This window comes from Acinetobacter sp. LipI_15 (assembly GCF_058242865.1).
Genome location: NZ_JBZAYN010000001.1, coordinates 1,806,362 through 1,830,913, shown reverse-complemented (window position 1 = coordinate 1,830,913; position 24,552 = coordinate 1,806,362). Strand labels below are relative to the sequence as shown.

Genomic DNA, 24,552 nt, shown 5'->3' with positions numbered 1-24,552 from the left:
AAAATCATGCGATTACGAAAGATGAATGGTCCAGAAGTTGGGCGTCCGCGTAAAAATAAGTGCAATTTCTTTTGTATATTATTATTACCCTTTTCCATTGGTTCAGTGTATGCAGCAGAAACTGGCACTGCGCAAAGTACCATTCAAAAGACATTAGATAAGATTTTTTTACCTAATAAGCCTAAACCTTCTGCCGAAAAAATTAACATCACCGAACTCAGTAAATATAATTTAGATACCTCACGTGTCCAAGAAATGCCCGCCGTTGCTTATGGTCGAACGCAACAAGGCAACTATAATCCAAACACGGTAGCGAAGAATCTAAGTTTTATTGATGCGATACATATCGCCGTGCAAAGACGTCCAGAAATCACGCAAAGTATTGCTACAGTTGCATCGCAAAACGCCAATATTGACCTTGCGAATGCTGCATATTATCCCCAAATTTCAGGTGGATTAAGTACCGCAGATCTGACCAAAGGCGAGCGTGGACGTCAGTTGGTGTCTTTAAATGCGACGCAGATGCTATATGACTTTGGTAAAACCAAAAGTGCTGTCGGTATCGAAGAAGCAAAAATGTTACAAGAGCAGGCCAATGTGCTTGTGAATTTGGATGAAGTTTCTTTTGATGTTGCAAATGCCATTATCAACATTAAACGATATCAAGAAGTTGCTAAAATTGCGCAGCAACAAATTGCCGGTGTGAGTCGGATTGCTGAAATTGCCAACCTACGTGCAACCGCAGGGATCAGTAGTCAAGCAGACCCTATTCAAGCCAAGTCAAATTTAGAAGCTGCAGAATCAAATTTAATCGTGCAAGAAACACAGCTTCGACAGTACCAACAGCGTCTGCGTACCTTGTTAGGTTTTGATGTGAGTCAGATCAATTGGGTGATACCCGATCGGATCTTAACTGCAGCGGCATTGTATGATGATCCTGACTTCAAGATGATTCCGAGCATGATGCAAGCTCAGGCTGGAGTTCAAGTTGCCAAACTGCAAAAGCAACAGTCAAAATTAAGTGCTTATCCAACACTCAATGTCAAAGGCAGTCTGAGTCAGGCGGTGAATGGCCGTAATCCAAATAATGATGAAGATGATGGTTTATATAATTCAATCATGTTGGAAGCCACCAGTAATTTTTACCAAGGTGGTGCAATCGCAGCGCAAACACGTGCCGCAAGCTATGCAGAAGAAGCAGCAAAAGCACAAGTAAATACAGTGTATTTGGATGTGATTGATCAAGTCCGAATGATTCGTGAACAAATTGAAAATAAAAAGCGTCAAATGTCGATATTGGTGCAGCGCCGTGAAACAACGGTAAGAACCAAAGAGCTGTATCAAGAACAATATAAATTAGGAACTCGAACGGTTGTCGATCTACTGAATGCCGAGCAAGCCATACATAGTGCCGCACAAGAAATTGTGACATCGCAATATGATATCTACTCAGCACTTGCACAGTACATCCAAGTGACAGGGCGTTCACGAAATATCTATGAACTTAATAATATATCTATTCAGGGGTTTGAAGTTCAGCCATGAGTAATACAATAAATTATCAACCGTGGCTACAAGCGGTTCTGAATATTGCAAAGCATTATCGAATTGAACCCTCTGAAGAACGTATACGGTTGCAGTTGGATTGGGATCAACACAAAAATGCCGATGAACTGGTTGCAGTCATGGCACGCCGAATTGGATTAAGTGTTCGAAAAAATAAATATGACATAAATCTGCTCAATCCATGGCGCTTACCGGTATTGGTTGAGTTTATTAGTGGTGAAGTGGGTGTGGTAGAACGCATCGACGTAGACGGTAATGCCAGTGTCCAATTGAGCGGAGATGAAGGCCTATCTCAAGTCTTCTCTATTGAACGATTGAGTCATGGCGTTCGCAATATTTATATTCTGCGTCCAGAGTCATCTGTACCCGATGCACGTGTTGATGAATACATCAAGCCGTTTGAAAAAAATTGGTTCTGGTCGATTGTTTTAAAAGACTGGAAACGCTACATCGACATTATGTTTGCTTCATTAATGGCGAATATTTTGGCCCTAGCCACTATTTTGTTCTCAATGAACGTGTACGACCGCGTTATTCCATCTCAATCTGTACCGACTTTATGGGTACTTGCCGGTGGGGTGTTAATTGCAGCGATATTTGAGTTTGCATTACGTGTTTCACGAATTTATTTGTCGGATATTATTGGTAAACGTGCCGATTTGAAAATTTCAGATCGTGTATTTGGTCATGCATTAAGAATTAAAAATAGCGAACGCTCAAAATCTACAGGTACTTTTATTTCACAGATTCGTGAATTAGAAGGGGTACGCGAAATGGTCACCTCGACGACTGTTACTGCGATTGCCGATTTACCGTTTTTCTTCTTGTTCCTGTTCATCTTCTGGTTAATTGGCGGCAATCTATTTTGGGTTATGCTGTTGGTGGTTCCTTTGATGATTATTCCAGGGATTTTGGCGCAAAAACCATTGGCTAAACTTGCACAAATGGGTATGCGCGAGTCTTCGATTCGTAATGCCTTATTGGTTGAATCTGTGCAAGGTATGGAGGATATCAAATTACTTCGTGCTGAATCACGTTTCCAAAACCAATGGAACCACATGAATGAAGTGTCTGCTGATGTCAGCATGCGTCAACGTAAAATTGTAGGCTTAATGTCGGCATGGACGCAAAAAATTCAGGGTCTAACGTTTGCAATTGTTGTACTTGTCGGCTGTTTTGCTGTGATGAAAGGTGAAATGACCACAGGTGCTTTGGTGGCTTGTTCGATTTTGTCTTCACGAATGTTAGCACCGATTTCTGCACTGGCAGGGGTATTAGGTCGTTTACAACAGGCTAAAGTGGCAAAAGCCGGTCTGGATGAGCTCATGAAGAAACCTGTCGATCAACCGGATTATTCTCATCTTATTCATCGACCATCAATTAATGGTCATTATGAACTCAATGGTGTGTCATTTAAGTATGGTGAAGATGACCCACGTCCAAGTCTTTTAATTCCAAAACTGGAAATTAAGGCTGGAGAAAAAATCGCAATTTTGGGCCGTAACGGTGCTGGTAAGTCGACGCTACTCCAATTGTTATCGGGTATGCAAACGCCAGTACAAGGCAAAGTTAAATTAGATGGGATTGAGCTGTCTTTAATTGACCCCGCAGATGTACGCCGTGATATGGGGCTATTGAACCAAAATGCACAGTTATTTTATGGTACGATTCGTGAAAACTTGACCTTGGGTGCTCCGTTGGCTACGGATGAACAATTGATTGAAGTACTGAAAATTACGGGTGCAATTCACTTTGTTCAAGAGAAAAAAGAAGGGCTAGACCATATCATTTTAGAAGGTGGTGTAGGCTTCTCTGGCGGTCAACGCCAAGCTTTGTTGCTTGCACGCTTATTGATTCGTCAACCCAATATTCTATTGCTTGATGAACCTACAGCAGCCATTGATGACGTATCTGAGAAGCAGTTGATCGATCATTTAAAAGGTTATTTACAAAACCGAACTATGGTGGTGGCAACACATCGCCGTGCGGTACTTGAGTTGGTTGACCGCATTATTGTGGTGAATGAAGGTAAAATTGTCATGGATGGGCCTCGTGATCAAATTCTGAATCAGAATGCTCAGAAAAAAGTAGCTGGGGCTTAAATCATGAGTGAAAATAAACAAGAAATACAACGCTCGACCAAAGTCAGCTTTAAAGAGCCACCATTACCGAAATCGAGTTTAATCATTTGGATTATTACGATTGGTCTGGCAATCCTTTTAGTTTGGGCTTGGTTGTTTAAATTAGAAGAAGTCTCTACAGGGACAGGTAAAGTGATTCCATCTTCGAAAGAACAAATTGTTCAGTCGCTTGAGGGAGGGATTTTAACCAAGTTGAATGTGAAGGAAGGTCAAATTGTTGAACAAGGTCAAGTCCTTGCGCAACTTGATCCAACACGCTTCGCATCAAATGTTGGTGAAACCGAGTCTTTACTTGTGGCATCACGTGCGACAGCAGCACGTTTACGTGCAGAAGTGAATGGTACACCATTAACCTTTCCTGAAGATGTTCAAAAGATTCCAGCTTTAGTGAAGGAAGAAACCGCTTTATATCATTCACGTCGTGCAAACTTGGAAGAATCTGTTGCCGGCTTAAAACAAGCTTTGGTATTGGTTCAACAAGAATTGGCCATGACTGAACCTTTAGTTGCTAAGGGTGCAGCAAGTGAAGTTGAAGTACTTCGTTTAAAGCGTTCAGCGAATGACTTACAAAATCAGTTAAATGATGTCCGTAACCAATATTTGGTGAAATCACGGGAAGAATTGTCGAAAGCCAATACAGATATTGAATCGCAGCAACAAGTGGTGAAAGGCAAATCGGATACGCTGAGCCGTACCGTTTTTAAATCTCCAGTTCGTGGTGTGGTCAAAGAGATTGATGTGATGACATTGGGCGGTGTGATTCCGCAAAATGGTAAATTGATGACCATTGTACCTTTGGATGAACAGCTTTTGGTAGAAGCACGTATTTCACCACGAGATATTGCTTTTATTCGTCCGGGTCAAGAAGCCTTAGTGAAAATTACGGCATATGACTATTCGATCTATGGTGGTCTAAAAGGTAAAGTGACCGTCATTTCACCAGATACGTTACGTGATGAAGTGAAACAAGATCAGTTCTATTATCGTGTTTATATCCGTACAGATAGTGATAAATTAAGCAATAAAGAAGGTAAAAGTTTTAGTATCACTCCGGGTATGGTGGCGACAGTTGATATCCGTACCGGCTCGAAAACTGTACTTGAATATTTAATCAAGCCATTCAATAAAGCCAAAGAAGCACTTCGCGAACGTTAATAACGCAGTGCCAATCAAGCCTCCAGTTTTGGGGGCTTTTTTGTGGATGTAAGTCTTTCAAAAAACGCTATAATGTCCTTTGATACAGGATCTAAAGACGTTATGCCATTTACACTCGCCGCACAGTTTGAATATGAAGAAGACATTAAAAAAAGTCGTTTTCAAGCCATCGCAGTTCCTGTGGAAAATGAACAAGCCGTTAAAGAATTTCTCGAAGCCAATAAGGATATCTCAACAACACATCAGTGTTGGGCATGGAAAATTGGACATACCGTACGTTTTAATGATGATGGTGAGCCTTCAGGCACAGCAGGTCGGCCCATTCTAGCAACCATAGAAGGGAATGACCTAACCAACGTGTTGGTCTTGGTTAATCGATGGTATGGCGGAATTAAGCTCGGGACAGGGGGATTGGTACGTGCCTATGGTGGCTGTGCAGGTCAATGCCTTTTACAAGCTGAAAAAATTGAACTTATTGAGAAGAAAAAAGTGCAATTTAGTTGTCAGTTTAATGAATGGGCAATTTTCCAATATGAACTCAATCAGCAGCAAATTGAATTTCAGGAAGACTATACAGCTCAGGGCGTAAATGTACTTGCATCATTGCAAATTCATCAAATCCAACCGCTACAGTTAAAGATTCAAGATGTAACTCGCGGACGTGAACAATTGCATATCGTTGAGGCTGCTGAAGATGAATGAACAAGATCCATTATTGAAATATCGAGAGCAACATAAGCATCGTTTGAATTATATGCCTTGGTTATATTGGTCACTCAAACCAAAAAATCGTGGTTGGGCTGAAGCTTGGCAACAGGAATATCAAGACTATCTCAAATCGATGGAAACCGTTGAAATTGGTGAAAACTGTTTTATATCGCCATTGGCTCATATTTTTGCCGAACCGGGACGTAAGATTGTTATTGGAGATAACAGCTTTATTGCGGCGGATTGCACTTTGCATGGCCCAATAGAAATAGGCAATGAAGTGGCGATCAATCATCACTGTATTTTAGATGGTGGGCGAGTGGGCATCAAAATTCACGATCAGGTTCGTATGGCGGCATATTGCCATTTATACGCTTTTGATCATGGAATGGATGTTAATCAACCCATTTATCAGCAGGCTGTACGATCACAAGGGATTGAGATAGAGCGTGATGTTTGGTTAGGGGCGCATGTTGGAATCAAGGATGGCATTCACATTGCTGAGCAGGCTGTGGTCGGTATGAACAGTATGGTGACGAAAAATGTTGAAGCACGTGCCATTATTGCGGGTAATCCTGCAAAATTCATTCGATATCGTGAATAAATAATCACCAAATAGGTCATAAATCATTTTTATGCTTACACAAATGCATGCACAGTGAAACAGAGTTGTGATAAGTTAAAAATAACAAACAACATTTTATAGCCAAGCAATAATAAAACGAGGGCTAATCATGAAACGAGTTATCGCCTGTATCGACTCTTCTCCATGCATTAATGCACTAGCTGATGCTGCTGCTTGGGTTGCTAAACAAACTCACCGCGAGTTGGTTTTACTACAAATACTTGATTACTATCCGGCAAGTTATCACTTAGGTGAAATCAGTGGCGTGATTGGGTTTGAAAGTAATGCTATGCTCTTGAAAGAACTCGCGGAGTTAGAACAAAAACAAAGTGATTTAGCGTTAGATTATAGTAATAACTTGCTCAAACACATTTCTGAAATGATCCAAGATAAGCATGGTATTCAAACCACCCATATTCAGGAAAAGGGCGACTTCTTAGAGCAAAGTTTTAATGTGTTGCAAGATGACGATATTGTTTTAATTGGTCGCGTGGGTGAACGTTCAGCAGAGCGCAATAAGCCGCTTGGTAGTAATGTTGAAAACTTTATACGTGGTGCAAGTTGTACAGTTATGACTGTAGGGCCAACGTTTAAACCACCGGCTCGTTTTATTTTTGCCTATGAATATTCGCCTAAATGCGTTGAGTTAATGAAGCGTGTGGCACAAAGTGACCTACTCAAACTTTTACAATGTCATTTGGTCTATGTTGGAGATCACCCACAAATCTTGGATGATCCAAAAAATTATTTAACCAATGCGGGGCTCGATGTGGTGACGGAATACCGCTATGGCGATGTTTCGGAAAATATTCTGGACTATCAACAAGAGCATGGTATCCAGTTAATCGTACTGGGGGCATTTAGTCACAGTAAAATCCATCAGTTCTTCTTGGGCAGTATTACCACCAGTATTTTCAGAAATTCGAGTGTTCCACTGTTGGTTGTAAAATAAGATGAAACAACAAATAGGTGATTTAATAGACGGACAAATGCGAGTAAATAAATAATAAGTTGTTGTGTTAAAAATAATCAGAGTTATCCTCATAAATTGTGGATAACTCTGTGTGTAGTGTTTGTAAGTAGTTGTTTTAAAAATAAAATATTGTATTGATTGTTTTTTATACCTTTATTCGAGGTGGCTAAAAAACACCTCGATTTAGATTATTTAACGATTGCAATCGCAAAACCATCATGACCTTTACAACCTACAGTTTGAAGTGCCGTGCAGGATAAAATTTTCGGATGATTTTGCATGGCTTTGAACATATCTCGGATACCTTCAATACTTGGCTTGTGGTTTTCGGCATTCAGAATCTCACCTGCACGAATCACATTGTCTAAAACAATCACTGTACCTGAATGAGATAAATTTAGGCTTAATTCTAAATATTCAGGGTAGCTCTGTTTGTCTGCATCGACAAAAATAAAGTCAAAAGCTTCAGTATCTTCAGGAAGGGCACGTAAAATATCTGCCGCGCGACCACATTTTAGTTCAATCGTTTGTGCAAGCTTTGCATTATCAATATTTTCTTGACCCAGGGCAGCATGTGTATCACGACCTTCAATGGTTAGAATGTAACCATCATTAGGTAAGGCACGTGCTAACCATATGGTGCTATAGGCTGCAAAAGTTCCAAGTTCTAAAACGCGTTTACACTTGTTCATTTGGATTAACATTTGAAGCAGCATGCCTTGATTAGCCGCTACAGCAAGATGATCAGGAAAGCCACGTTCATCCGTATGTTGAAGTGTTTGGGTCAATATTGGATCTTCAGGAATTAAATGTGAATCGATGTAAGCATCAATGTCTGTCCACATTTGTTGCATGTTGTCGCACCTCGTGATTGATGCAAGCATTTTAAACCTTTCCACCAACATCGCAATTTATTGTTCTATATTTGAATATTTTATGTACAAAAAAGCCCTCCGAAGAGGTCTTGATATGACGATGTAATGTTTTAGTAATTACACATTGAAGAGCGACTTGAGTGATCAGGTCCCCAAGTACGGTAGCCTTGAGTATCAATATGAATTTGTCCGCTGGCATATAAACCTAATCCCATATTGAGACTCTGCCCGTGTTGTGACCAAAATTGGCATAAACGGAACTTGGTATTTTCAATATAACTGTAGTCTTCGGGCTGCGGGTACGCAGGTCCAATACGGAAATCAATCGCCGAGTTGTATAAGTGACGAGATGAACTTGCACCACCGGCACATTGGTTCAAAGGCAAATCACGATAAACCGAAGTCACTTCAAAGTCCGTTAAGATATTGGCCGCAACTAAATATTTAAAGACACGTAAGGTTGCAATTTGGTTTTGCCATAATTCACGGTTAGGCACCATATATTCTGAGCGACCACATTTTTGCCAATCACGTGCAGTACGCATCAGCTCAAATGAAGGAATGATATTGCCTACACCATTTTTCTCTAAAAAGACTTCATAGTCTCGAACGCGACGTAAATTATCAACAGACGCGACCCATGAGTTGTATGCATAAGGCACCACTTTAGGCGGGGCTTGTCTGATGGTCGTCACTTTTTCTTGAGGTATGTAAATACGTTTACCGTCGGGAGTTGTAATAGTGTGACCTTGTTTTTGTGGTGTAGTTGTACAACCAATGAAAACAAGAGGGAATATTGCAACAGACAATAATCCCTTGAGTAAATGCTTCATTATAGAAATCAATTATTTATAAACTCGTTCTATTTTAATCCAATTTTATTGAGAAAATTTGAATAATTTGCAATGAAATGTGTGCTTTAAGTATAAAAAAAGATCAGCATGTGCTGATCTTTTCATGAAAGCGTAAAATTACTTTTCAAGATATTGTAATTTATCAGCTTTACCGTTCCATTCTTCACGGTCGGCAGGTTGATCACCAATTTGAGTGATGTTCGGCCATTTTTGAGAAAGTTCAGTATTAAGTTCGATAAATACTTCTTGACCTTCAGGTAACTCATCTTCAGAGAAAATCGCGTTAGCTGGACACTCAGGTTCACATAGCGCACAGTCGATACATTCATCTGGATTAATAACAAGGAAGTTTGGACCTTCATAGAAACAGTCAACAGGGCAAACTTCTACGCAGTCTTGATATTTACATTTAATACAGTTTTCAGTGACAACAAAGGTCATGGCGACAGCTACCTAAAAAATATGGTTCTAATAAACTAATGGTGTATTTTAGGCAAAAAATAGGGTAACTAACAATTCCTTTTATTGATAATTATTATATGCAGTGCTGTTAAAATCACTAAAAACTGAACAATTTATGTAAATTTCACAATGAATGAGAATCATACTCAAAAACTGATTAAATTACATCTGTTTATCAAACAATATTTTTAATGTGTATTTTAAGCATGAAACATTTAACAACATTAATTTTTTATCAATTTATTGTTGAATAGCCGCAGTAGTAGATAGCAAATATTTACTAATTTACACATTTACATGGCGTCAATGCAAAGAACACCTTCATAGGTGTTCTTTGCATATCTCATCTATCGCTTCTGCTCAATTTAGATCTTAAGTAAATCCTTTAAGGCGTAAAGCTGTTGTAGTGCTTCGCGTGGACTTAAGTTATCTACATCTAAATCTGCTAAGGCATCAAGTACGGGCGATGTTTTTTCAACTTCCACCACGCGCTCAATGACTTCGGGCTCTGTGAGTGCCGAGAATAGATCGGTTTGTACAGCAGTATTGAGTTGCTGTTTTTGCTGAGTTTCTAATATACGAAGGCGATTTTGCGCTTCTTTGATCACTGCTGCGGGAATACCCGCAAGCTTTGCCACCTGTAGACCATGACTTTGACTCGCCGGGCCTTGTTGGACTTTATGTAATAGGATCAAGTTGCCATTTAGCTCACGAGCAGTTACATGATAGTTATCGATATTAGCGTCTTTGCCTAACTCGGTGAGCTCAAAATAATGCGTTGCAAATAGGCATAAACATTTAATGCGACGCGTGAGATCGAGCACACATGCCCACGCCAAAGATAAGCCATCATAGGTACTCGTACCACGTCCGACTTCATCCATCAGTACCAATGATTGATTGGTCGCATGATGTAGAATCTGTGAGGTTTCAGTCATTTCCACCATGAAGGTTGATTTGCCTGTAGACAAGTCGTCGGCAGATCCTATACGGGTAAATATCCGATCGATCGGCCCTAATACGGCAGATTGGGCAGGGACAAAGCTACCACAGTAGGCTAATAAGCTGATTAAGGCAGTTTGGCGCATAAAGGTCGATTTACCGCCCATATTTGGCCCTGTGATAATCGCCATGCGGTGATTAAAGTCCAAACTGGTATCATTTGGAGTAAATGCTGATTTGCTCAGAGATTCCACAACTGGGTGACGTCCGGCTTTGATTTTGATCCCAACTTCAGGGCTATATTCAGGACGTGACCAATTTCGTAATCGAGCTTGATGGGCAAAATTAGCCAGTAAATCAATTTGCGCTATAGCGGCGCTCATCATTTGTAAGTTGCCAATATCTGCACGTAATTCATCGAGTAATAGTTCAAAAAGCATTTTTTCGCGCGCTAATGCACGTGACTCACTTGAAAGCACCTTATCTTCAAAGGATTTCAGCTCAGGGGTAATGTAGCGTTCAGCATTTTTAAGGGTTTGGCGGCGTATATAATGATCAGGCGCTTGCTCAGCCTGCGCTCGAGTGAGTTCAATATAGTAGCCACTGACACGGTTATAGCCAATTTTTAAGGTTGAAATTCCGGTTTGTTCACGCTCTTTAATTTCAAGATCAATGAGGAATTGTCCTGCATGGTCACGAATTTTGCGTAGTTCATCAAGTTCAGTGTCGAAACCCTCAGCAATCACATTTCCATCACGTAAAAGCACTGGCGGGTTTTCTACGATGGCAGACATAAGACGCTCATGTAAGCCGTGAAAATCACCCATTTCATCATTTAACTGAGCGATCAGCTTAGATTGGTGTGACTGAATGATCGGTTCAAGTGCATGTCGAAGATAGGGAATTTGTGCACAAGTTTGACGTAACTGAACTAGGTCTCGTGGTCGAGCGCTGCCGAGCGCTACACGAGATAGCACACGTTCAATATCACCAATTTCTTTGAGAACTAAACGTATCGGAGACTCATGATAGCCTTGCAGCATCGCTTGTGAGGCATCTAAACGCGCATCCAATAAAGCGGTATCTCGTAAAGGCTGCATCAAGGTACGACTCAATAGGCGGCCGCCCATCGCAGTTTGGCAATCATTGATTAGTTGGAACAGGGAAGTGCCATGTTCAAATAGGGGATCAATCAGTTCTAAGTTACGACGAGTGACGGGGTCGAGCGCCACAAAATCACTACTTTGTTCGAGTTGAATGCTGCGGATATGTGGTAAAGCAGTTTTTTGAGTCACTTTTGCATAGTGAATCAAAGCCGCTGCGGCAGCTTTCGCCAAAGGTAAATGGTCAATACCAAAACCTGAAAGTGTGGCAACTGCAAATTGGTCACACAGCGTTTTTTGTGCGTTATTTAAATTGAAGTCGACGTTTGGACGCTTGGTAACAGGGCAGTCTAATTGACGTTTAATTTGTTCGACAATATTCGGATCAATAAGATCTTCATCAATCAAAATTTCGCTCGGCATTAAACGTGAAAGTTCGATTGCCAATTGTTCCAGCTGATAGTCCATTTGCTGAACTTTGAAAATACCTGCACTGAGGTCTAGTAAAGCAATCCCGATCTGATTTTGTTGTAAGCAGATCGCGACTAAATTTGAACTTTGATGAGAGGCAATCAGTGCATCGTCTGTTAATGTTCCCGGGGTAATGATACGGACAATTCCTCGCTCAACCGGCCCTTTGCCAGTTACTTCACCAATTTGTTCGCAGATCACCACCGTTTCACCTTTTTTTACAAGGCGGGCTAAATAGCCTTCAGCTGCATGGTACGGGACACCAGCCATAGGAATAGGCTCACCATTGGCTTTACCACGATGTGTTAGTGTAATTCCTAAAAGTTTTGCTGCTTTATGCGCATCTTCAAAAAAGAGCTCATAAAAATCACCCATCCGATAAAACATCAGTGAATGCGGATTTTGCATTTTGACTGACATGTACTGTTGCATCATTGGGGTCAGCGTTGAAAGGTCAACTTTGGAATTATCAGCTTGCATGAAACGAAATACCTTAAAATAAAAATTTGTGCGCTGCTAAACGAAAAACACTGTTTTGATGAAAATTGGATTTAGAAAAAGTCCTTATATTTATATTGTCTCTTCGTTCAAAACCACAGGTGTACGTTAACAAATCGTGTTGCTGATTCTAGCAAAAAAAGTGACAGGAAAATGCCAGAAAAGGTTTGTCTGCATGTAAAAAAAGCAGTCAAAATATTATTTATAAACGCTAAAAAAGTCTGTGTGTAAATTCAACAATGGATAAATTAACAATGCGATAAACTGACTCAAACATCAAGCTGCGCTTCAGCCTGAGCTAATCGATATTGGTTGCGACCGCTACCTTTTGCAAGGTAAAGTGCACGATCGGCAGCCTATATAAATTTCTGAATTTGATCAGATTTGGATGGAATGATCGTTTCCGTACCGATGCTAATCTTCACAAATTTAGACATATGGCTGGCTGGATGTGGAAGTTCGAGTGATTAAATTCTGCGTAATAAATCGGCTGCCAAAGGTTCAATTTTCAGCTTCAGTTAACACCCTAAAGAGGAGTAAAAAACCTTCGCTGCCATAGTGTGCAGCTAACTCACCATTTCGATTGGTGATTTGAGACAAAACCTCACGGTAGAGCGGTTGATAAATGGATTATAAACTTGACGTAAAATATACTTAATTTTATATAGTTATGATTTAACCCCCAATTTCATCCAGATGAAGTGACTTTAAGCCTTATAATTTCATAATTCGATATGCTCATAAAATAATTAGGAAAAGCGCACAATATTTTGTCTTTATTTTACAATAATTTATCTCCAATATAAGGTTTATATAAAGTTTAACGAGTGCCTATGAGTTTTAAAATGATTAAAAAAAAAGCTTATATAGTAATTACGTGAATAATGGCATGTTCAAGTAAATGCAGAAATAAAAAAAACCAATCCTGAGATCGGTTTTAAAATATGTAGATCGATTTAAATGCTGTATTGCCTTATGGTTTATAGAGGCCAAGTTCAATCAAATGCAAACGTAATATACGGCGTAGTTCGAGTACAGCTTCAGGGGTTTCTTGAATCGAATGACCCCCTTTAATGATTTTTTCTGAAACAGCACCCTCTAGATGAGCACTAGTGTATGGTACAATATCATCCGTCATAATATTTTTATCTTGACTGTTGGTGTTATTTCCCATAATTGAATGAAACTTCAAACCCTTACGCGGCTGAATATCTTCAGTGAGCGCGATAAATTTTGATTGATGACTTAAGTCACTTGGTCCATTTTGGATCAAGCCATGGTCAATTTCACGAAATAAATCTTTCAGGTCTTCTTCTTGAGTTAACACATCACCCATAGCCGATAAAAAAGCTCCTGGGAGTTTAATAATTTTTCGAGCGGCTTTGGTAAACCAGCGATCTGCATATTCTGTACCACGATGAGGTGCAGCCAAAAAAATTGCACGGCTGAAATTAGGAATATCATCAATCACCATACGTTGCTTCACGACTGGAATATTTCGGTACTGATTTAATTGACGTGAATTCATCATTTTCAAAGCTGCTTGCGTGGTATCGGCTTGGCTGACCAGTAGTCGTGCAATAATGCCGCCCATACTATGACCGACTAGAACAGCATCTTTTTTAGCTGCGGCATTGGCGTCTACTTTGCTAAAGGTCTGAGTCAAAATGGAATAAATTTGGAAGCGGCTTTCAATAATCGGCATATTCGTTGAATAGAAGACTTGCCACACTTGATAATGTTCACGTAGCACTGAATCGCCCATAATATCGTTAGTCAGACGAATCCATGCTTCAGGGCTGCTAGCAAGACCATGTACCAAGACGATAACTTTCTTGTCAGGATTATATGGTTCAAGCATGTAGAGATGCGGCATCGTCAGTTTTTCATCTCGGTCAATCAGTGATAAATAAGCTGCCTTACCCAAGTTATTTTGTGCTAACCAAAGACCATATGGAGCAGAAAAATTGGCAGCAAGCGCATAGTTTTTATTGGCAATATTGACCTGTTCATACTTATACGGGTCGTAAGCTTTAATTTGAAACTCATGTTGATTCAAAATTTGATCAACTGTAGTTGCAGCGCTTAGTGGTTCAGCCGTTAAGGTTGCAGCTAAATAGCGCGCTTGATGGATATTAGGATTTGAACCAGACGGATATTTAAAATCAATCGGATTGATAATATATTTGGCTTTGCCTGTTTCAATCGTATGTTCTTCGGGTAAAACCACAAGAAATTCGGAGCCAAAACCATCTCGACGGGTAATTGAACGTAAACCTGAGAAGTTAAGATTATAGGTTGACATCAATTGTTCAATTTTACGATTTTTGAGTTCTGGGTAGTGGCTGAAGTCTATGTGATAGGTGGTTTGTCCGACTTTAATCTGTTGGGTGACTTCTTGCGGCTTATAACGTAGTGCATAGCTGCTAACCAATTTGGCAATCCCTTGATTATAGAAATCACGGATTTGAACTTGACGGTTATCAAAAATACGATCAGCAGGCGCACGTTTGGTTTTAAACATGTACGCATAGCTATAGCGAATACTTTTATCGAGAAGTATCAATTGTTGATCTAAGCACTTATTATAAGTGTCTTGTTCAATTTTTTGTTTTTCTTCAGATTTGTGACTACTGAGCACACCTAACTTGCAGGCTGAAGAAGATTCATATTCTATAGCTTTAGCTAAATATAATTCACTTGCTGTAGAAAGTAATTGTTCATCTTGAATCTGAGGAATTTGTTGTAACTCATCAACACAGGCTTTCGGGTCTTCTGTGCAGGCTTTGGCTTCCCGACCTGTCATCGACAAGACATTTAAACTGGCTTCGCTAAGTTTGTTTCGAGAAATAATACTTTCACGTTCATTGGCAATCGAAACATTGAGTTTTTGATTTTTGACACTGACGACCTGACATCCACTCAGTACGCTTGTACTTATGATTCCAAGGAGCAGTATTTTTTTAATATTTTGCTGCATAAAGAGGCCGCGCATAAGGTTAAGTATTTTCAAATCATACGATAATTGTCAGGATTTTCAATTCACCTTAAATGAAAAAAGACCGTTAGAACGGTCTTTTTTCAAAAGAATTTTTTAAATCGTCAGATTTAAGACGCAGCTTTAGGTGGATTTAAAACTTGCCAAACATTCCAGCGACCTTGCTTTTCAATTTCTTGAATTAAACGATCAGCAACTTCTGCTTCTTGTGGATATTTAACTTTATAGTTCTTTAAAACCTGAATGGCGTTCTTTTTTTGTTCCATGGCAATATAGTTATTTGCTGCAGAAAGATACGCTTCTTGAACACCGGCTTTCATTGCTTTGTCTAAGTATGGAATCGCTTCACGTTGACCACCACCTTCAGATAAACCGAAACCGAACCAGAAATTTGCTTCAGCATCATCTTGGTTGATTTTTAAAATACGCTGTGCATAAGTTAATGATTTAGTGGTGTATACAGAACCCAAATCAAGGTTACGTGCCATCACACTGGCTTTAAATGCACGAACTAAAACATCAAAAGAAGCGTTGTCTTTAGATGCAAGGGTATCTAATTTTTGCGTCACTTCTTTAAGTTTAAGTTCAAACCCTTTACGTTCTTGGCGTTGAACAAAACGAGGTGGATAGTGACGTGCTTTACCTTCAACAAGCTGTAAGAAATCATCAATTTCAGTAATGTCGATTTCATTATCACCCGCTAAAGCAGCAAATTTCATTGAACGTACTTTGCTGTCTACAATTGGAATAATCAGACGGTTTTCTTCAAGTGTTAGTTGTTTAGATGGGTCGGTCGGGCTAGTTACCACCATCTTAGTCACAGGCTGTGCTGCAGCTTTTTGTAAATTTAATTCAAAAGGAGGTGGTGCATCGTAGTTAAATGGGTTGAGTGCGTAGAACGGTGGAGTCAGTTCAGGCTCTACAAAAATCATGGCATCTTTAGGAGCATTATTTTTAGTTGGGGCGCTTCCACAAGCGGCAAGGGTTAAAGCAATACAAGCAACTGCCAAGGGCTTAAGCGTCATATGATTCATCCATTAATTTATTTTATACAAAAAAGCACGTTGGTCAGTCTAAAAAAACTCTGAACAACATGCAAGTTAAAGGCAACTTATTATGATTGCTTTTGGTTAAGCTTTAGATTGATTACTTTGAGCTTCGCATTCGCGGCGCACATCTTCAATGATTTTAAGTTCTTCCTGACTAAAAGGTTGTTCATTAAGCTGTTGCTTTTTGAACGTTGGGTCAAGGAGAGACAAACGCTGACACAAATTATTCATACGTTTTTCATTGTGCTGAATACGATCTAACAATACACGCATACCTTCTAACATTGGGTCAGTTTGGTCTTGTGTTGCAGCATAAGGCTGAAAACCAATACTTTCTGCATAATCGCGACGACGGGTTTCCGCTTCATCTTTTGGTCTATCTTTGGTGATAAAGCGTGCTGGATTGCCCACAGCAGTAGTATTTGCAGGAACTTCTTTAGTCACGACGGCATTTGAACCGACTTTGGCATTTTTACCCACCGTAAATGGGCCCAAGATCTTTGCACCAGCGCCAACCACTACACCATCTTCCAGAGTTGGGTGACGTTTGCCTTTGTTCCAAGTCGTGCCACCTAAGGTCACACCATGGTAGAGGGTGACATCATCACCAATTTCAGCTGTTTCACCAATCACCACACCCATACCGTGGTCAATAAAGAAACGACGACCGATTTTCGCACCCGGATGAATCTCAATGCCTGTGGCAAAGCGGCTAAAAGAAGACAATAGACGAGCTGAGCCTTTACACTCTTTTTTCCAAAGTTCATGTGCCATACGATGCATGATTAAGGCATGAATTCCTGGATAAGTCGTTAAGACTTCGAGCGTATTTCGTGCAGCAGGATCGCGCGCGAATACAGCCTGTATATCTTCTTTGAGCTGCTTAAGCATTAGATTGATCCTCATTGTCTGTAGATTTTTTCCATGTTCCGTTATTTAAAGCCTGTACTCGGCTAAAGATGCCACGTAATAAGTGGTATTCCATACGATCTAATTGTATACGTCCAAATAGGCGACGCAAGCGTAAAGGTAATAATCTTGGATTTTTTGGATCCATAAATTCAATCTCTGCCATCATTTTTTCAATATGCGGGTAGAACTGTTCCATCATTTCATGGGTCACCAAAGGTTCATCCCATTCCATATCGATGTCATCTGTCACATGCATATTGGCATCAGGATTTGCCGTTAACTCAGTATGTGCAAGGGCAGCCATACGCATTTCATAGCAAATGACTTGAATCGCTTGGGCAACATTCAAGACGCCATATTCAGTATTCACTGGAATAGTGACATGGTAGTTGGCCATTGCCAATTCTTCATTGGTCAAACCACGGTCTTCACGGCCAAACACCACGGCAATTTCTTGTTGTTGTTCACAGACCGCTTTGAGAGACATTTCAGCAGCAGGGCGAGCATCAAGCAGTGGCCATGGGATGGTACGACTACGCGCACTGGTCCCAAAGACAATATGACAATCTTTAATGGCTTCTTCTAATGATTCAACGATTTCAATTTGATCAATTAAATCGACAGCACCGGCAGCCAAAGCATTAATGTCAGGATGCGGGTAAGTCTTCGGTGCAACTAAGACCAACTTTGAAAGTCCCATGGTTTTCATGGCACGTAATGCACTACCAATATTTGCGGGTAATGTTGTATTCACCATGACAATACGCACATGGGAGAGATGTGCTGAAACCGCAGCATTGTCAGTTTGATTCATGATATTTCCAATATGTTTATTTAAAAAAGCAGTTCAAACAGCGTTTAAACTTTAAGAAAATTGATTGGCTTCTGCTTGGTATAAATCCATGGCATCATCCATGCTCATCCCATCTGGCGGTGGCGGAACCTGCGCAGGAATAGAGGCTTGTTCATAACTTACCGCTTTGGCTGCTTTGGATTTGACATGATATTCGACATGCAAAGATTCTTTACCAAAGTAGTCACGCAGCTTAGACAGTAATTCATCCAGTGGGGCAACTTTCCAGTTTAAGCCCAAATGAATGTCAGCCGTCGCATATGGGTAGTCAATATATAACTGCACAGGAATATGCGTACACATATCGACATTGCAGAAAGGCAGTAGAATATTTTGGATATCGCGTGAGAGCGTTTTACTAAAATGTTCCGGCGTTAATTTGATTTGAATCGCATTGGCACGTTTTTGACGGATTTCGTTCAGACTGAAGGCTTTAGTTAAGCGACCCATAGGGCGGTCAAAACCTTCACGTTCATAAATTTCACCTTCAATCACCACCACTTTTTCGTTTTGAATCACGTCTTTGAAGCGGTTAAAACGTTCGTGATTCGCAGACACTTCAATACGTGCTGTACCATCATCGAGTGTCACCATCATACGGTTCGGGAAGTTGGCTACATCGACGACTAAGCCTGCAAATACTGTAGTGACACCGCGACGTGTAGGCGTAAGCTCATTAATGCGCTGTGAAATAAAGGCTTTTAGCTCTGGGCGATACACATCAATCGGGTGACCTGTTAGATAAAGCCCAAGAGTATCTTTTTCACCTTTAAGACGAACTTCATCTGACCACGGTTTAACAGGTTTAGCAGGTTTACGCTGAACTTCTTCAACTTCACCAAATAAATCCATCATTCCTGTTTCGCGGTTTGTACGGGCTTGGTCAGCCGCTTGTACAGCTTCTGGCAATTGCGCCATCAAGTCAGCGCGCTCTAATCCTAAACAATCCAATGCGCCACCACGAATCAATGCTTCAAGCGTGCGCTTATTGATTTTTTTTAGGTCAATACGATGGCAGAAGTCAAACAGATCTTTATATGGGCCATCTTGGATACGTGAGTCAATCACAGACTGCATGGCAGCTTCACCGACACCCTTGATCGCACCTAAACCATAGACGATGGTTTTTGGATCGCTGGCATGGAAATTATATAAAGACATATTGACCGAAGGTGGCAAGACTTCAAGACCATTAATACGACAGTCATCGATCAAGAACACCACGTTATCGGTATTCTGCATTTCCGAGGTCATCACTGCTGACATAAATTCAGCAGGGAAATGTGCTTTTAACCAAGCGGTTTGATATGCAACAAGGGCATAGGCTGCGGCATGGGATTTGTTAAAACCATAGCCTGCGAATTTTTCCATATAATCGAAGATATGGTTGGCCGTATCTGCATCAATACCTTTGGTTGCAGCACCTTCAGTAAAGATCTGACGGTGCTTAATCATTTCTTCGACTTTCTTTTTACCCATGGCACGACGAAGTAAATCCGCACCACCCAAGCTATAGCCAGCACAGAACTGCGCTGCCTGCATTACCTGTTCCTGATAAACCATAATGCCGTATGTCGGTTCAAGGACACTTTCTAGTAATGGATGTAAGTATTCAAACTCGCCACCATGCATACGGAAAATAAAGTCAGGAATCAGATCCATGGGGCCTGGACGGTATAAAGACACGAAAGCAATAATTTCTTCGAACTTACTTGGACGTGCCTCTTTCAGCATTTTTTTCATGCCAACGGATTCAAACTGGAAGACCGCTGTGGTGTTTGCATCTGCGAACACGGCATAGGCAGGTTTATCATCCAAAGGTATCAAGGAAATATCGACAGGTGTGGTGATATCTGGACGGGCATTGATGTGCTTAATGGCATCTTCAATTACCGTTAAGTTACGTAAGCCCAAGAAGTCGAATTTGACTAGGCCTGCTGCTTCCACATCGTCTTTATCGAATTGGGCGACACGGTTAGTTCCATCTGCATCACAGAGTACTGCCGAATAGTCTGTTAACTTGGTTGGTGCAATGACCACACCACCGGCGTGTTTACCTGTATTACGGGTAATGCCTTCAAGTTTGAGAGCCATTTCCCAAATTTCGGCTGCATCGTCGTTATCTGGGTTAGATGGATTGGTGACAATATCTTTTAGCTGTGGTTCGGCCTCAATGGATTCTTCCAAACTTAAACCTAAAGGCTTGGTCGGAATCATTTTAGAAATACGGTCAGCCAAACCATAAGATTTACCCAAGACACGGGCTACGTCACGAATTGCGCCTTTTGCCGCCATGGTACCGAAAGTTGCAATCTGAGAGACCGCATCTCGACCATAAGTGCGTGCAACATAGTCAATAACACGGTCACGACCTGCAATACAGAAATCGACGTCAAAGTCGGGCATTGATACACGTTCAGGGTTTAAGAAACGCTCGAACAGTAGGTCATAACGTAGTGGATCAAGGTCGGTAATTTTTAAACTATAAGCAACCAATGAACCTGCACCCGAACCACGGCCTGGACCAACAGGGACGCCATTACCTTTAGACCATTGAATGAAGTCCATGACAATTAGGAAATAACCTGGGAATTGCATGGTCAGGATGATCCCGACTTCATAAGCCAAACGTTCATCATAAGGCTTACGAATTTCTGGCCAGTCGTCACCACGCTGTTCGACAGGATATAAATGCGCTAAGCGTTCTTCTAAACCTTCTTTTGATAAATGTTCAAAATAGGTGTCAATGGTATGACCTTCAGGGATTGGATAATCAGGAAGATCATGGAAGCCTAAGCGTAATGACACATTACAACGTCGTGCAATGTGATAGGTGTTTTCAATAGCTGTTGGAATGTCTGCAAACAGCTCCGTCATTTCCTCGGCAGTTTTGAAATACTGTTCAGGACTGTAATTTTTAGGGCGACGATTGTCACCGAGGACATAGCCATCGGCAATACAAACGCGTGCTTCATGTGCCTCGAAATCTTCTTTACGTATAAAATGCACATCGTTATGAGCAACCACACCAATGTTAAATTTCTTCGCAAGTTTTACTGCTTCGTGAATAAAGTCTTCTTCACCCGAGCGCTCAGTTCGTGTAATCGCTAGATAAACACGATTGCCAAATTTTTCGACCCAGTCGGCTAACAATGGTTCAGCTTTTTGCGGGTTGGAAGAGCAAAGCATTTTGCCGACATCACTTTGCATACCCAGTAAAACAATCAAGTCTTGGTGTTGATTTAAAATCCAATCTTTTTTTACGCAAGGAATATCAAGCTGTTGACCTGAAATATAACCTTCAGAAACCAACTCTGTTAGACTGCGCCAACCTTTATTGGTCATCGCTAGAAGAGTAGCTTTGTGTTCAGCATCATTCAAACGAATGGTTGAACCAAATATGGGTTTAATGCCTTTATCTAAGCACTTTTTATAGAATTTTACAGCAGCATGTAGATTTGAAAGGTCAGTAATGGCCAGAGCGGGCATTTCATCTGCAGCTGCAGCTTTTACAAGATCAGGTATACGTACAATAGATTCAGTAACGGAAAATTCTGTAAAAATACCAAGATGTACAAAGTGCATAGATGAGTCCCTGCGAAAACAGCTGCTGATTTTAGCATGCTCTGAGATCAAACTTGCGTTTATTGCATGGCTTTATGCAGATTTATAAACTCACTGTTTAATCAATAAACGCTGTATGACAAACACCATTTAGCAAGCAATACCTTGATTAACTGAAAAAGCTATTAATTTGCTATTTTTAAAGTTGAAGGCTAGATTGCCAATATAGGGTAAATCATAGTTATGCGGCTCTTTCAGCACGGATTTGGCATAAGTCGGTGAGAGTAAAATCACATAAGCAACTTCATTTGGATTGGCTAATTTTGCACTTTTGGGGGAAGTCTTTTACAAATTGTTGAAAGTTATATTGGCTTGTCAGATGTTTTGACCCAATTTGAATTTTATCGTGTATTTGCGTGGAGTTATCCCATTCCATCCAAACATTCCCTTTGGTTTGTCCAAGTTGGGCGAAGCTGCTTTTATTTTTATAGAATGAATCATTTTTAACTTGAGAATTGTCCTCAGCATAAATTTCAAATTTTAGAAATTTACCTTTTGATGTGACATGAAATTTAGTATTGCCGGCACATTCTGAATATTCATATTTAAGCTTTACTGGATTTTTGCTGATTAATGCATTTGCTTTTGATGCAGGCAAGGGTCAGGCTAAGTCAACATCATTTACCTTAATACTAGTCACATAGTTATAATCAGCAATGGTTGCAGATGCTGCTGAAGTGATTAATATCGCTTTTGTGAAAAAAGTTAAGCGGAAAATTTGTGCTGGCAGTGTTGTTTGCATGGGGAATATATAATCCTGTTCTTTTGATGTTTTGTCGTAATTCAAGTTTTTGGAAATGTAATGTTGAAGGACATATTTTAAATTTTATGGTGTTGCTAATTTACCGTCAAAGTAATTTAGGGTTAAAGAAACTTTTGTTTAATTTCAGCATTAAAAAAATCAAATCTTAAACACTAAAAAGCCCTCCGAAGAGAGCTTAAAGATATGAATTGCGCAGGCCTAGCGTAATTTCGATAGCCAGTCACCCAGACTTTGTACGATTTGTACCAAGATCAATAAGACGATCACAGTCATGATCACCACGCTACTATCAAAACGTTGATAACCATAAGAAATAGCAAGGTCACCGATACCGCCTGCACCTACTGCACCCGCCATGGCTGTTGCGCCAATTAAGCTAATGGTTGCAGTCGTTAAGTTTAAAATCAAAGAGCTACGAGACTCTGGTAGGACAAATTTAGTAATGATTTGCAGCGGAGATGCACCCATCGCTTGAGCAGACTCAATGATGCCGTCATTCACTTCAAGCAACGAAGTTTCAATCAGACGACCAATGTAAGGACCAACATAGATTGTGAGGGGAACAATTGCAGCCCAAGTACCAATTGAAGTACCCACAATGACTTTGGTCAAAGGGATGACCGCAATCAAGAGGATAATAAATGGCAATGAACGCAGCGCATTCACAATCGGGTTCAAACCATGGTAGATGACACGATTAGGCAAAATGCCTTGTGGACGTGAGACATATAAAATCACGGCCTGGATAAAACCCCAAATACAGCCGAAGAGCATGGCGAAGAACACCATGTGAAAAGTTTCTTGTAGGGCAGTGACGAACTGATCCATAGACAAAGAACTTTTCCAAAAGGGTGCTGTAATTTGAGTCAGCCATTGAACAATTAAATCTCTCATTGCTGAACTCCTGCTTGAGTGACTTCAACCCCATGGTGTTCTAAGAACGCCACTGATTGTTGAATCAATGCTGCATCACCTAATAGCTGAACGAACATTTGACCAATTACCGCACCATTAATTTCAGTCATATTGGCAAACAAAATATTCAGGCTAATATCAAACTGTTTAATTACCGCTTGAATGACGGTTTCCTGTGCCGAACTGCCCAGAAATTTTAAACAATAAATACTGTTATGGTTTTGATTTTCTAAGTTATTTAAAATATTAACAGGAAGCTGTTGCTGCAATACAGTTTGAATAAAGTTTTTGGTTGTATTGTGTTTTGGCTGACTAAAAATCTCTAAGGTTGAGCCGTGTTCGATGATTTTCCCTTGTTCCATCACCGCAACATAATCACAAACAGATTCAATCACATCCATTTCATGGGTGACCATGACAATAGTAATGCCTTGTTCTTGATTGATTTTCTTTAATAACGCCAATACCGATTTGGTGGTTTGCGGATCGAGAGCAGATGTTGCTTCATCACACAGTAAAATTTTAGGATGATTGGCAAGCGCACGGGCAATCCCGACACGTTGTTTTTGACCACCAGAGAGCTCATCTGGATAGGCATTTTTCTTATGTTTTAGGTCAATAAATTCGAGCAACTCTTCTAAACGTTTTTGGCGTTCAGCTTTAGACACACCTAAAAGTTTAAGCGGCATTTCAATATTTTCTGCAACTGTTTTGGTTTGCAGTAAATTGAAGTGCTGGAAGATCATGCCAATATTGGTTCTTTCTTGACGTAGCTCTGCCGAATTTAAAGCAGTAAAGTCTTTATCATGAATAATAATTTGCCCTTCACTAGGACGTTCTAGCAAATTAATTAAACGGATTAAGGTACTTTTGCCTGCACCACTGTAGCCAATTAAACCGAAAATACAGCCATCTGGAATGTCCAGATTAATCTGATCCAGTGCTGTAACGGTTTGGCCTTTTAGCTCAAAATGCTTGGAGATATTTTTAAATTGGATCATAGCGTCAAAAAAGGGTTCAAAAATGAAAAAACAGGCAAAGTAAACTTTGCCTGTTTATTTGAAG

The 24,552-nt window shown here is 40.4% G+C and carries 19 protein-coding genes; 6 read left to right on the top strand and 13 right to left on the bottom strand.

Annotated features, from left to right (window positions below; all coding sequences use genetic code 11):
- Nucleotides 1-21 precede the first annotated feature (21 nt).
- The 6 genes from AC4CU0_RS08770 to AC4CU0_RS08745 all read left to right on the top strand — a co-directional run bounded on the left by AC4CU0_RS08770 (nt 22) and on the right by AC4CU0_RS08745 (nt 7,147).
- Nucleotides 22-1,545, top strand: a complete 1,524-nt coding sequence (locus tag AC4CU0_RS08770; RefSeq protein ID WP_490743486.1) for a TolC family protein — start codon at nt 22-24, stop codon at nt 1,543-1,545.
- On the top strand, nt 1,542-3,668 hold the full coding sequence (locus tag AC4CU0_RS08765) for a type I secretion system permease/ATPase (protein WP_490742954.1): 2,127 nt from the start codon (nt 1,542-1,544) through the stop codon (nt 3,666-3,668). The genes AC4CU0_RS08770 and AC4CU0_RS08765 overlap by 4 nt, the downstream gene beginning before the upstream one ends.
- 3 nt (nt 3,669-3,671) lie before the next feature.
- Nucleotides 3,672-4,862, top strand: coding sequence for an HlyD family type I secretion periplasmic adaptor subunit (locus tag AC4CU0_RS08760; RefSeq protein WP_078193562.1), 1,191 nt, complete (start codon nt 3,672-3,674; stop codon nt 4,860-4,862).
- Nucleotides 4,863-4,964: 102 nt separating this feature from the next.
- A complete protein-coding gene (locus AC4CU0_RS08755) occupies nt 4,965-5,564 on the top strand; it encodes an IMPACT family protein (protein ID WP_490742953.1) in 600 nt (199 codons plus the stop codon).
- Complete coding sequence (locus AC4CU0_RS08750; RefSeq protein WP_249679937.1) at nt 5,557-6,174, top strand: acyltransferase; 618 nt, start codon at nt 5,557-5,559, stop codon at nt 6,172-6,174. The genes AC4CU0_RS08755 and AC4CU0_RS08750 overlap by 8 nt, the downstream gene beginning before the upstream one ends.
- A 130-nt stretch (nt 6,175-6,304) precedes the next feature.
- The gene (locus AC4CU0_RS08745; RefSeq protein ID WP_490742952.1) at nt 6,305-7,147 is read left to right on the top strand and encodes a universal stress protein; all 843 of its coding nucleotides are present in this window, start codon (nt 6,305-6,307) and stop codon (nt 7,145-7,147) included.
- Between the two features lie 209 nt (nt 7,148-7,356).
- Here AC4CU0_RS08745 and AC4CU0_RS08740 read toward each other — a convergent pair whose 3' ends face one another.
- The 13 genes from AC4CU0_RS08740 to AC4CU0_RS08680 all read right to left on the bottom strand — a co-directional run bounded on the left by AC4CU0_RS08740 (nt 7,357) and on the right by AC4CU0_RS08680 (nt 24,488).
- On the bottom strand, nt 7,357-8,022 hold the full coding sequence (locus AC4CU0_RS08740) for an O-methyltransferase (RefSeq protein ID WP_490742951.1): 666 nt from the start codon (nt 8,020-8,022) through the stop codon (nt 7,357-7,359).
- Between the two features lie 131 nt (nt 8,023-8,153).
- The gene (locus AC4CU0_RS08735; protein ID WP_078188751.1) at nt 8,154-8,876 is read right to left on the bottom strand and encodes a D-Ala-D-Ala carboxypeptidase family metallohydrolase; all 723 of its coding nucleotides are present in this window, start codon (nt 8,874-8,876) and stop codon (nt 8,154-8,156) included.
- Nucleotides 8,877-9,014: 138 nt separating this feature from the next.
- A complete protein-coding gene (gene fdxA, locus AC4CU0_RS08730) occupies nt 9,015-9,338 on the bottom strand; it encodes a ferredoxin FdxA (RefSeq protein ID WP_004651686.1) in 324 nt (107 codons plus the stop codon).
- 386 nt (nt 9,339-9,724) lie between these two features.
- Complete coding sequence (gene mutS, locus AC4CU0_RS08725) at nt 9,725-12,355, bottom strand: DNA mismatch repair protein MutS (protein WP_180007752.1); 2,631 nt, start codon at nt 12,353-12,355, stop codon at nt 9,725-9,727.
- A 991-nt stretch (nt 12,356-13,346) separates the two neighbouring features.
- Nucleotides 13,347-15,353, bottom strand: coding sequence for an esterase/lipase family protein (locus AC4CU0_RS08720; RefSeq protein WP_078193556.1), 2,007 nt, complete (start codon nt 15,351-15,353; stop codon nt 13,347-13,349).
- 128 nt (nt 15,354-15,481) lie between these two features.
- The gene (locus AC4CU0_RS08715; RefSeq protein WP_490742950.1) at nt 15,482-16,396 is read right to left on the bottom strand and encodes an ABUW_2363 family tetratricopeptide repeat lipoprotein; all 915 of its coding nucleotides are present in this window, start codon (nt 16,394-16,396) and stop codon (nt 15,482-15,484) included.
- Nucleotides 16,397-16,501: 105 nt separating this feature from the next.
- Complete coding sequence (gene cysE / locus AC4CU0_RS08710; RefSeq protein WP_180163510.1) at nt 16,502-17,311, bottom strand: serine O-acetyltransferase; 810 nt, start codon at nt 17,309-17,311, stop codon at nt 16,502-16,504.
- Nucleotides 17,304-18,146, bottom strand: coding sequence for an RNA methyltransferase (locus AC4CU0_RS08705; protein WP_490742949.1), 843 nt, complete (start codon nt 18,144-18,146; stop codon nt 17,304-17,306). The genes cysE and AC4CU0_RS08705 overlap by 8 nt, the downstream gene beginning before the upstream one ends.
- 51 nt (nt 18,147-18,197) lie before the next feature.
- Entirely contained in the window at nt 18,198-21,770 is a 3,573-nt protein-coding gene (gene dnaE / locus AC4CU0_RS08700) for a DNA polymerase III subunit alpha (RefSeq protein WP_490742948.1), read from the bottom strand.
- A 283-nt stretch (nt 21,771-22,053) separates the two neighbouring features.
- Entirely contained in the window at nt 22,054-22,407 is a 354-nt protein-coding gene (locus AC4CU0_RS08695; protein ID WP_490742947.1) for a hypothetical protein, read from the bottom strand.
- Between the two features lie 3 nt (nt 22,408-22,410).
- Nucleotides 22,411-22,551 carry a hypothetical protein gene (locus tag AC4CU0_RS08690; RefSeq protein ID WP_490747074.1) on the bottom strand — a complete coding sequence of 47 codons (141 nt, stop codon included), beginning with the start codon at nt 22,549-22,551 and terminating at the stop codon, nt 22,411-22,413.
- 219 nt (nt 22,552-22,770) lie between these two features.
- Entirely contained in the window at nt 22,771-23,466 is a 696-nt protein-coding gene (locus AC4CU0_RS08685) for a methionine ABC transporter permease (RefSeq protein WP_078188742.1), read from the bottom strand.
- Nucleotides 23,463-24,488 carry a methionine ABC transporter ATP-binding protein gene (locus tag AC4CU0_RS08680; RefSeq protein WP_490742946.1) on the bottom strand — a complete coding sequence of 342 codons (1,026 nt, stop codon included), beginning with the start codon at nt 24,486-24,488 and terminating at the stop codon, nt 23,463-23,465. The genes AC4CU0_RS08685 and AC4CU0_RS08680 overlap by 4 nt, the downstream gene beginning before the upstream one ends.
- Between the last annotated feature and the right edge of the window lie 64 nt (nt 24,489-24,552).

Excerpts from the sequence above, each read along its gene's own strand:
- AC4CU0_RS08755 (WP_490742953.1), top strand. The coding sequence starts at position 4,965 with ATGCCATTTACACTCGCCGCACAGTTTGAATATGAAGAAGACATTAAA.
- mutS (WP_180007752.1), bottom strand. The coding sequence starts at position 12,355 with ATGCAAGCTGATAATTCCAAAGTTGACCTTTCAACGCTGACCCCAATG.
- cysE (WP_180163510.1), bottom strand. The coding sequence starts at position 17,311 with ATGCTTAAGCAGCTCAAAGAAGATATACAGGCTGTATTCGCGCGCGAT.
- AC4CU0_RS08750 (WP_249679937.1), top strand. The coding sequence starts at position 5,557 with ATGAATGAACAAGATCCATTATTGAAATATCGAGAGCAACATAAGCAT.
- AC4CU0_RS08765 (WP_490742954.1), top strand. The coding sequence starts at position 1,542 with ATGAGTAATACAATAAATTATCAACCGTGGCTACAAGCGGTTCTGAAT.
- AC4CU0_RS08745 (WP_490742952.1), top strand. The coding sequence starts at position 6,305 with ATGAAACGAGTTATCGCCTGTATCGACTCTTCTCCATGCATTAATGCA.
- dnaE (WP_490742948.1), bottom strand. The coding sequence starts at position 21,770 with ATGCACTTTGTACATCTTGGTATTTTTACAGAATTTTCCGTTACTGAA.
- AC4CU0_RS08735 (WP_078188751.1), bottom strand. The coding sequence starts at position 8,876 with ATGAAGCATTTACTCAAGGGATTATTGTCTGTTGCAATATTCCCTCTT.
- AC4CU0_RS08690 (WP_490747074.1), bottom strand. The coding sequence starts at position 22,551 with ATGCAAACAACACTGCCAGCACAAATTTTCCGCTTAACTTTTTTCACA.
- AC4CU0_RS08770 (WP_490743486.1), top strand. The coding sequence starts at position 22 with ATGAATGGTCCAGAAGTTGGGCGTCCGCGTAAAAATAAGTGCAATTTC.
- AC4CU0_RS08760 (WP_078193562.1), top strand. The coding sequence starts at position 3,672 with ATGAGTGAAAATAAACAAGAAATACAACGCTCGACCAAAGTCAGCTTT.
- AC4CU0_RS08720 (WP_078193556.1), bottom strand. The coding sequence starts at position 15,353 with ATGCAGCAAAATATTAAAAAAATACTGCTCCTTGGAATCATAAGTACA.
- AC4CU0_RS08680 (WP_490742946.1), bottom strand. The coding sequence starts at position 24,488 with ATGATCCAATTTAAAAATATCTCCAAGCATTTTGAGCTAAAAGGCCAA.
- AC4CU0_RS08685 (WP_078188742.1), bottom strand. The coding sequence starts at position 23,466 with ATGAGAGATTTAATTGTTCAATGGCTGACTCAAATTACAGCACCCTTT.
- AC4CU0_RS08740 (WP_490742951.1), bottom strand. The coding sequence starts at position 8,022 with ATGCAACAAATGTGGACAGACATTGATGCTTACATCGATTCACATTTA.
- AC4CU0_RS08705 (WP_490742949.1), bottom strand. The coding sequence starts at position 18,146 with ATGAATCAAACTGACAATGCTGCGGTTTCAGCACATCTCTCCCATGTG.
- fdxA (WP_004651686.1), bottom strand. The coding sequence starts at position 9,338 with ATGACCTTTGTTGTCACTGAAAACTGTATTAAATGTAAATATCAAGAC.
- AC4CU0_RS08715 (WP_490742950.1), bottom strand. The coding sequence starts at position 16,396 with ATGACGCTTAAGCCCTTGGCAGTTGCTTGTATTGCTTTAACCCTTGCC.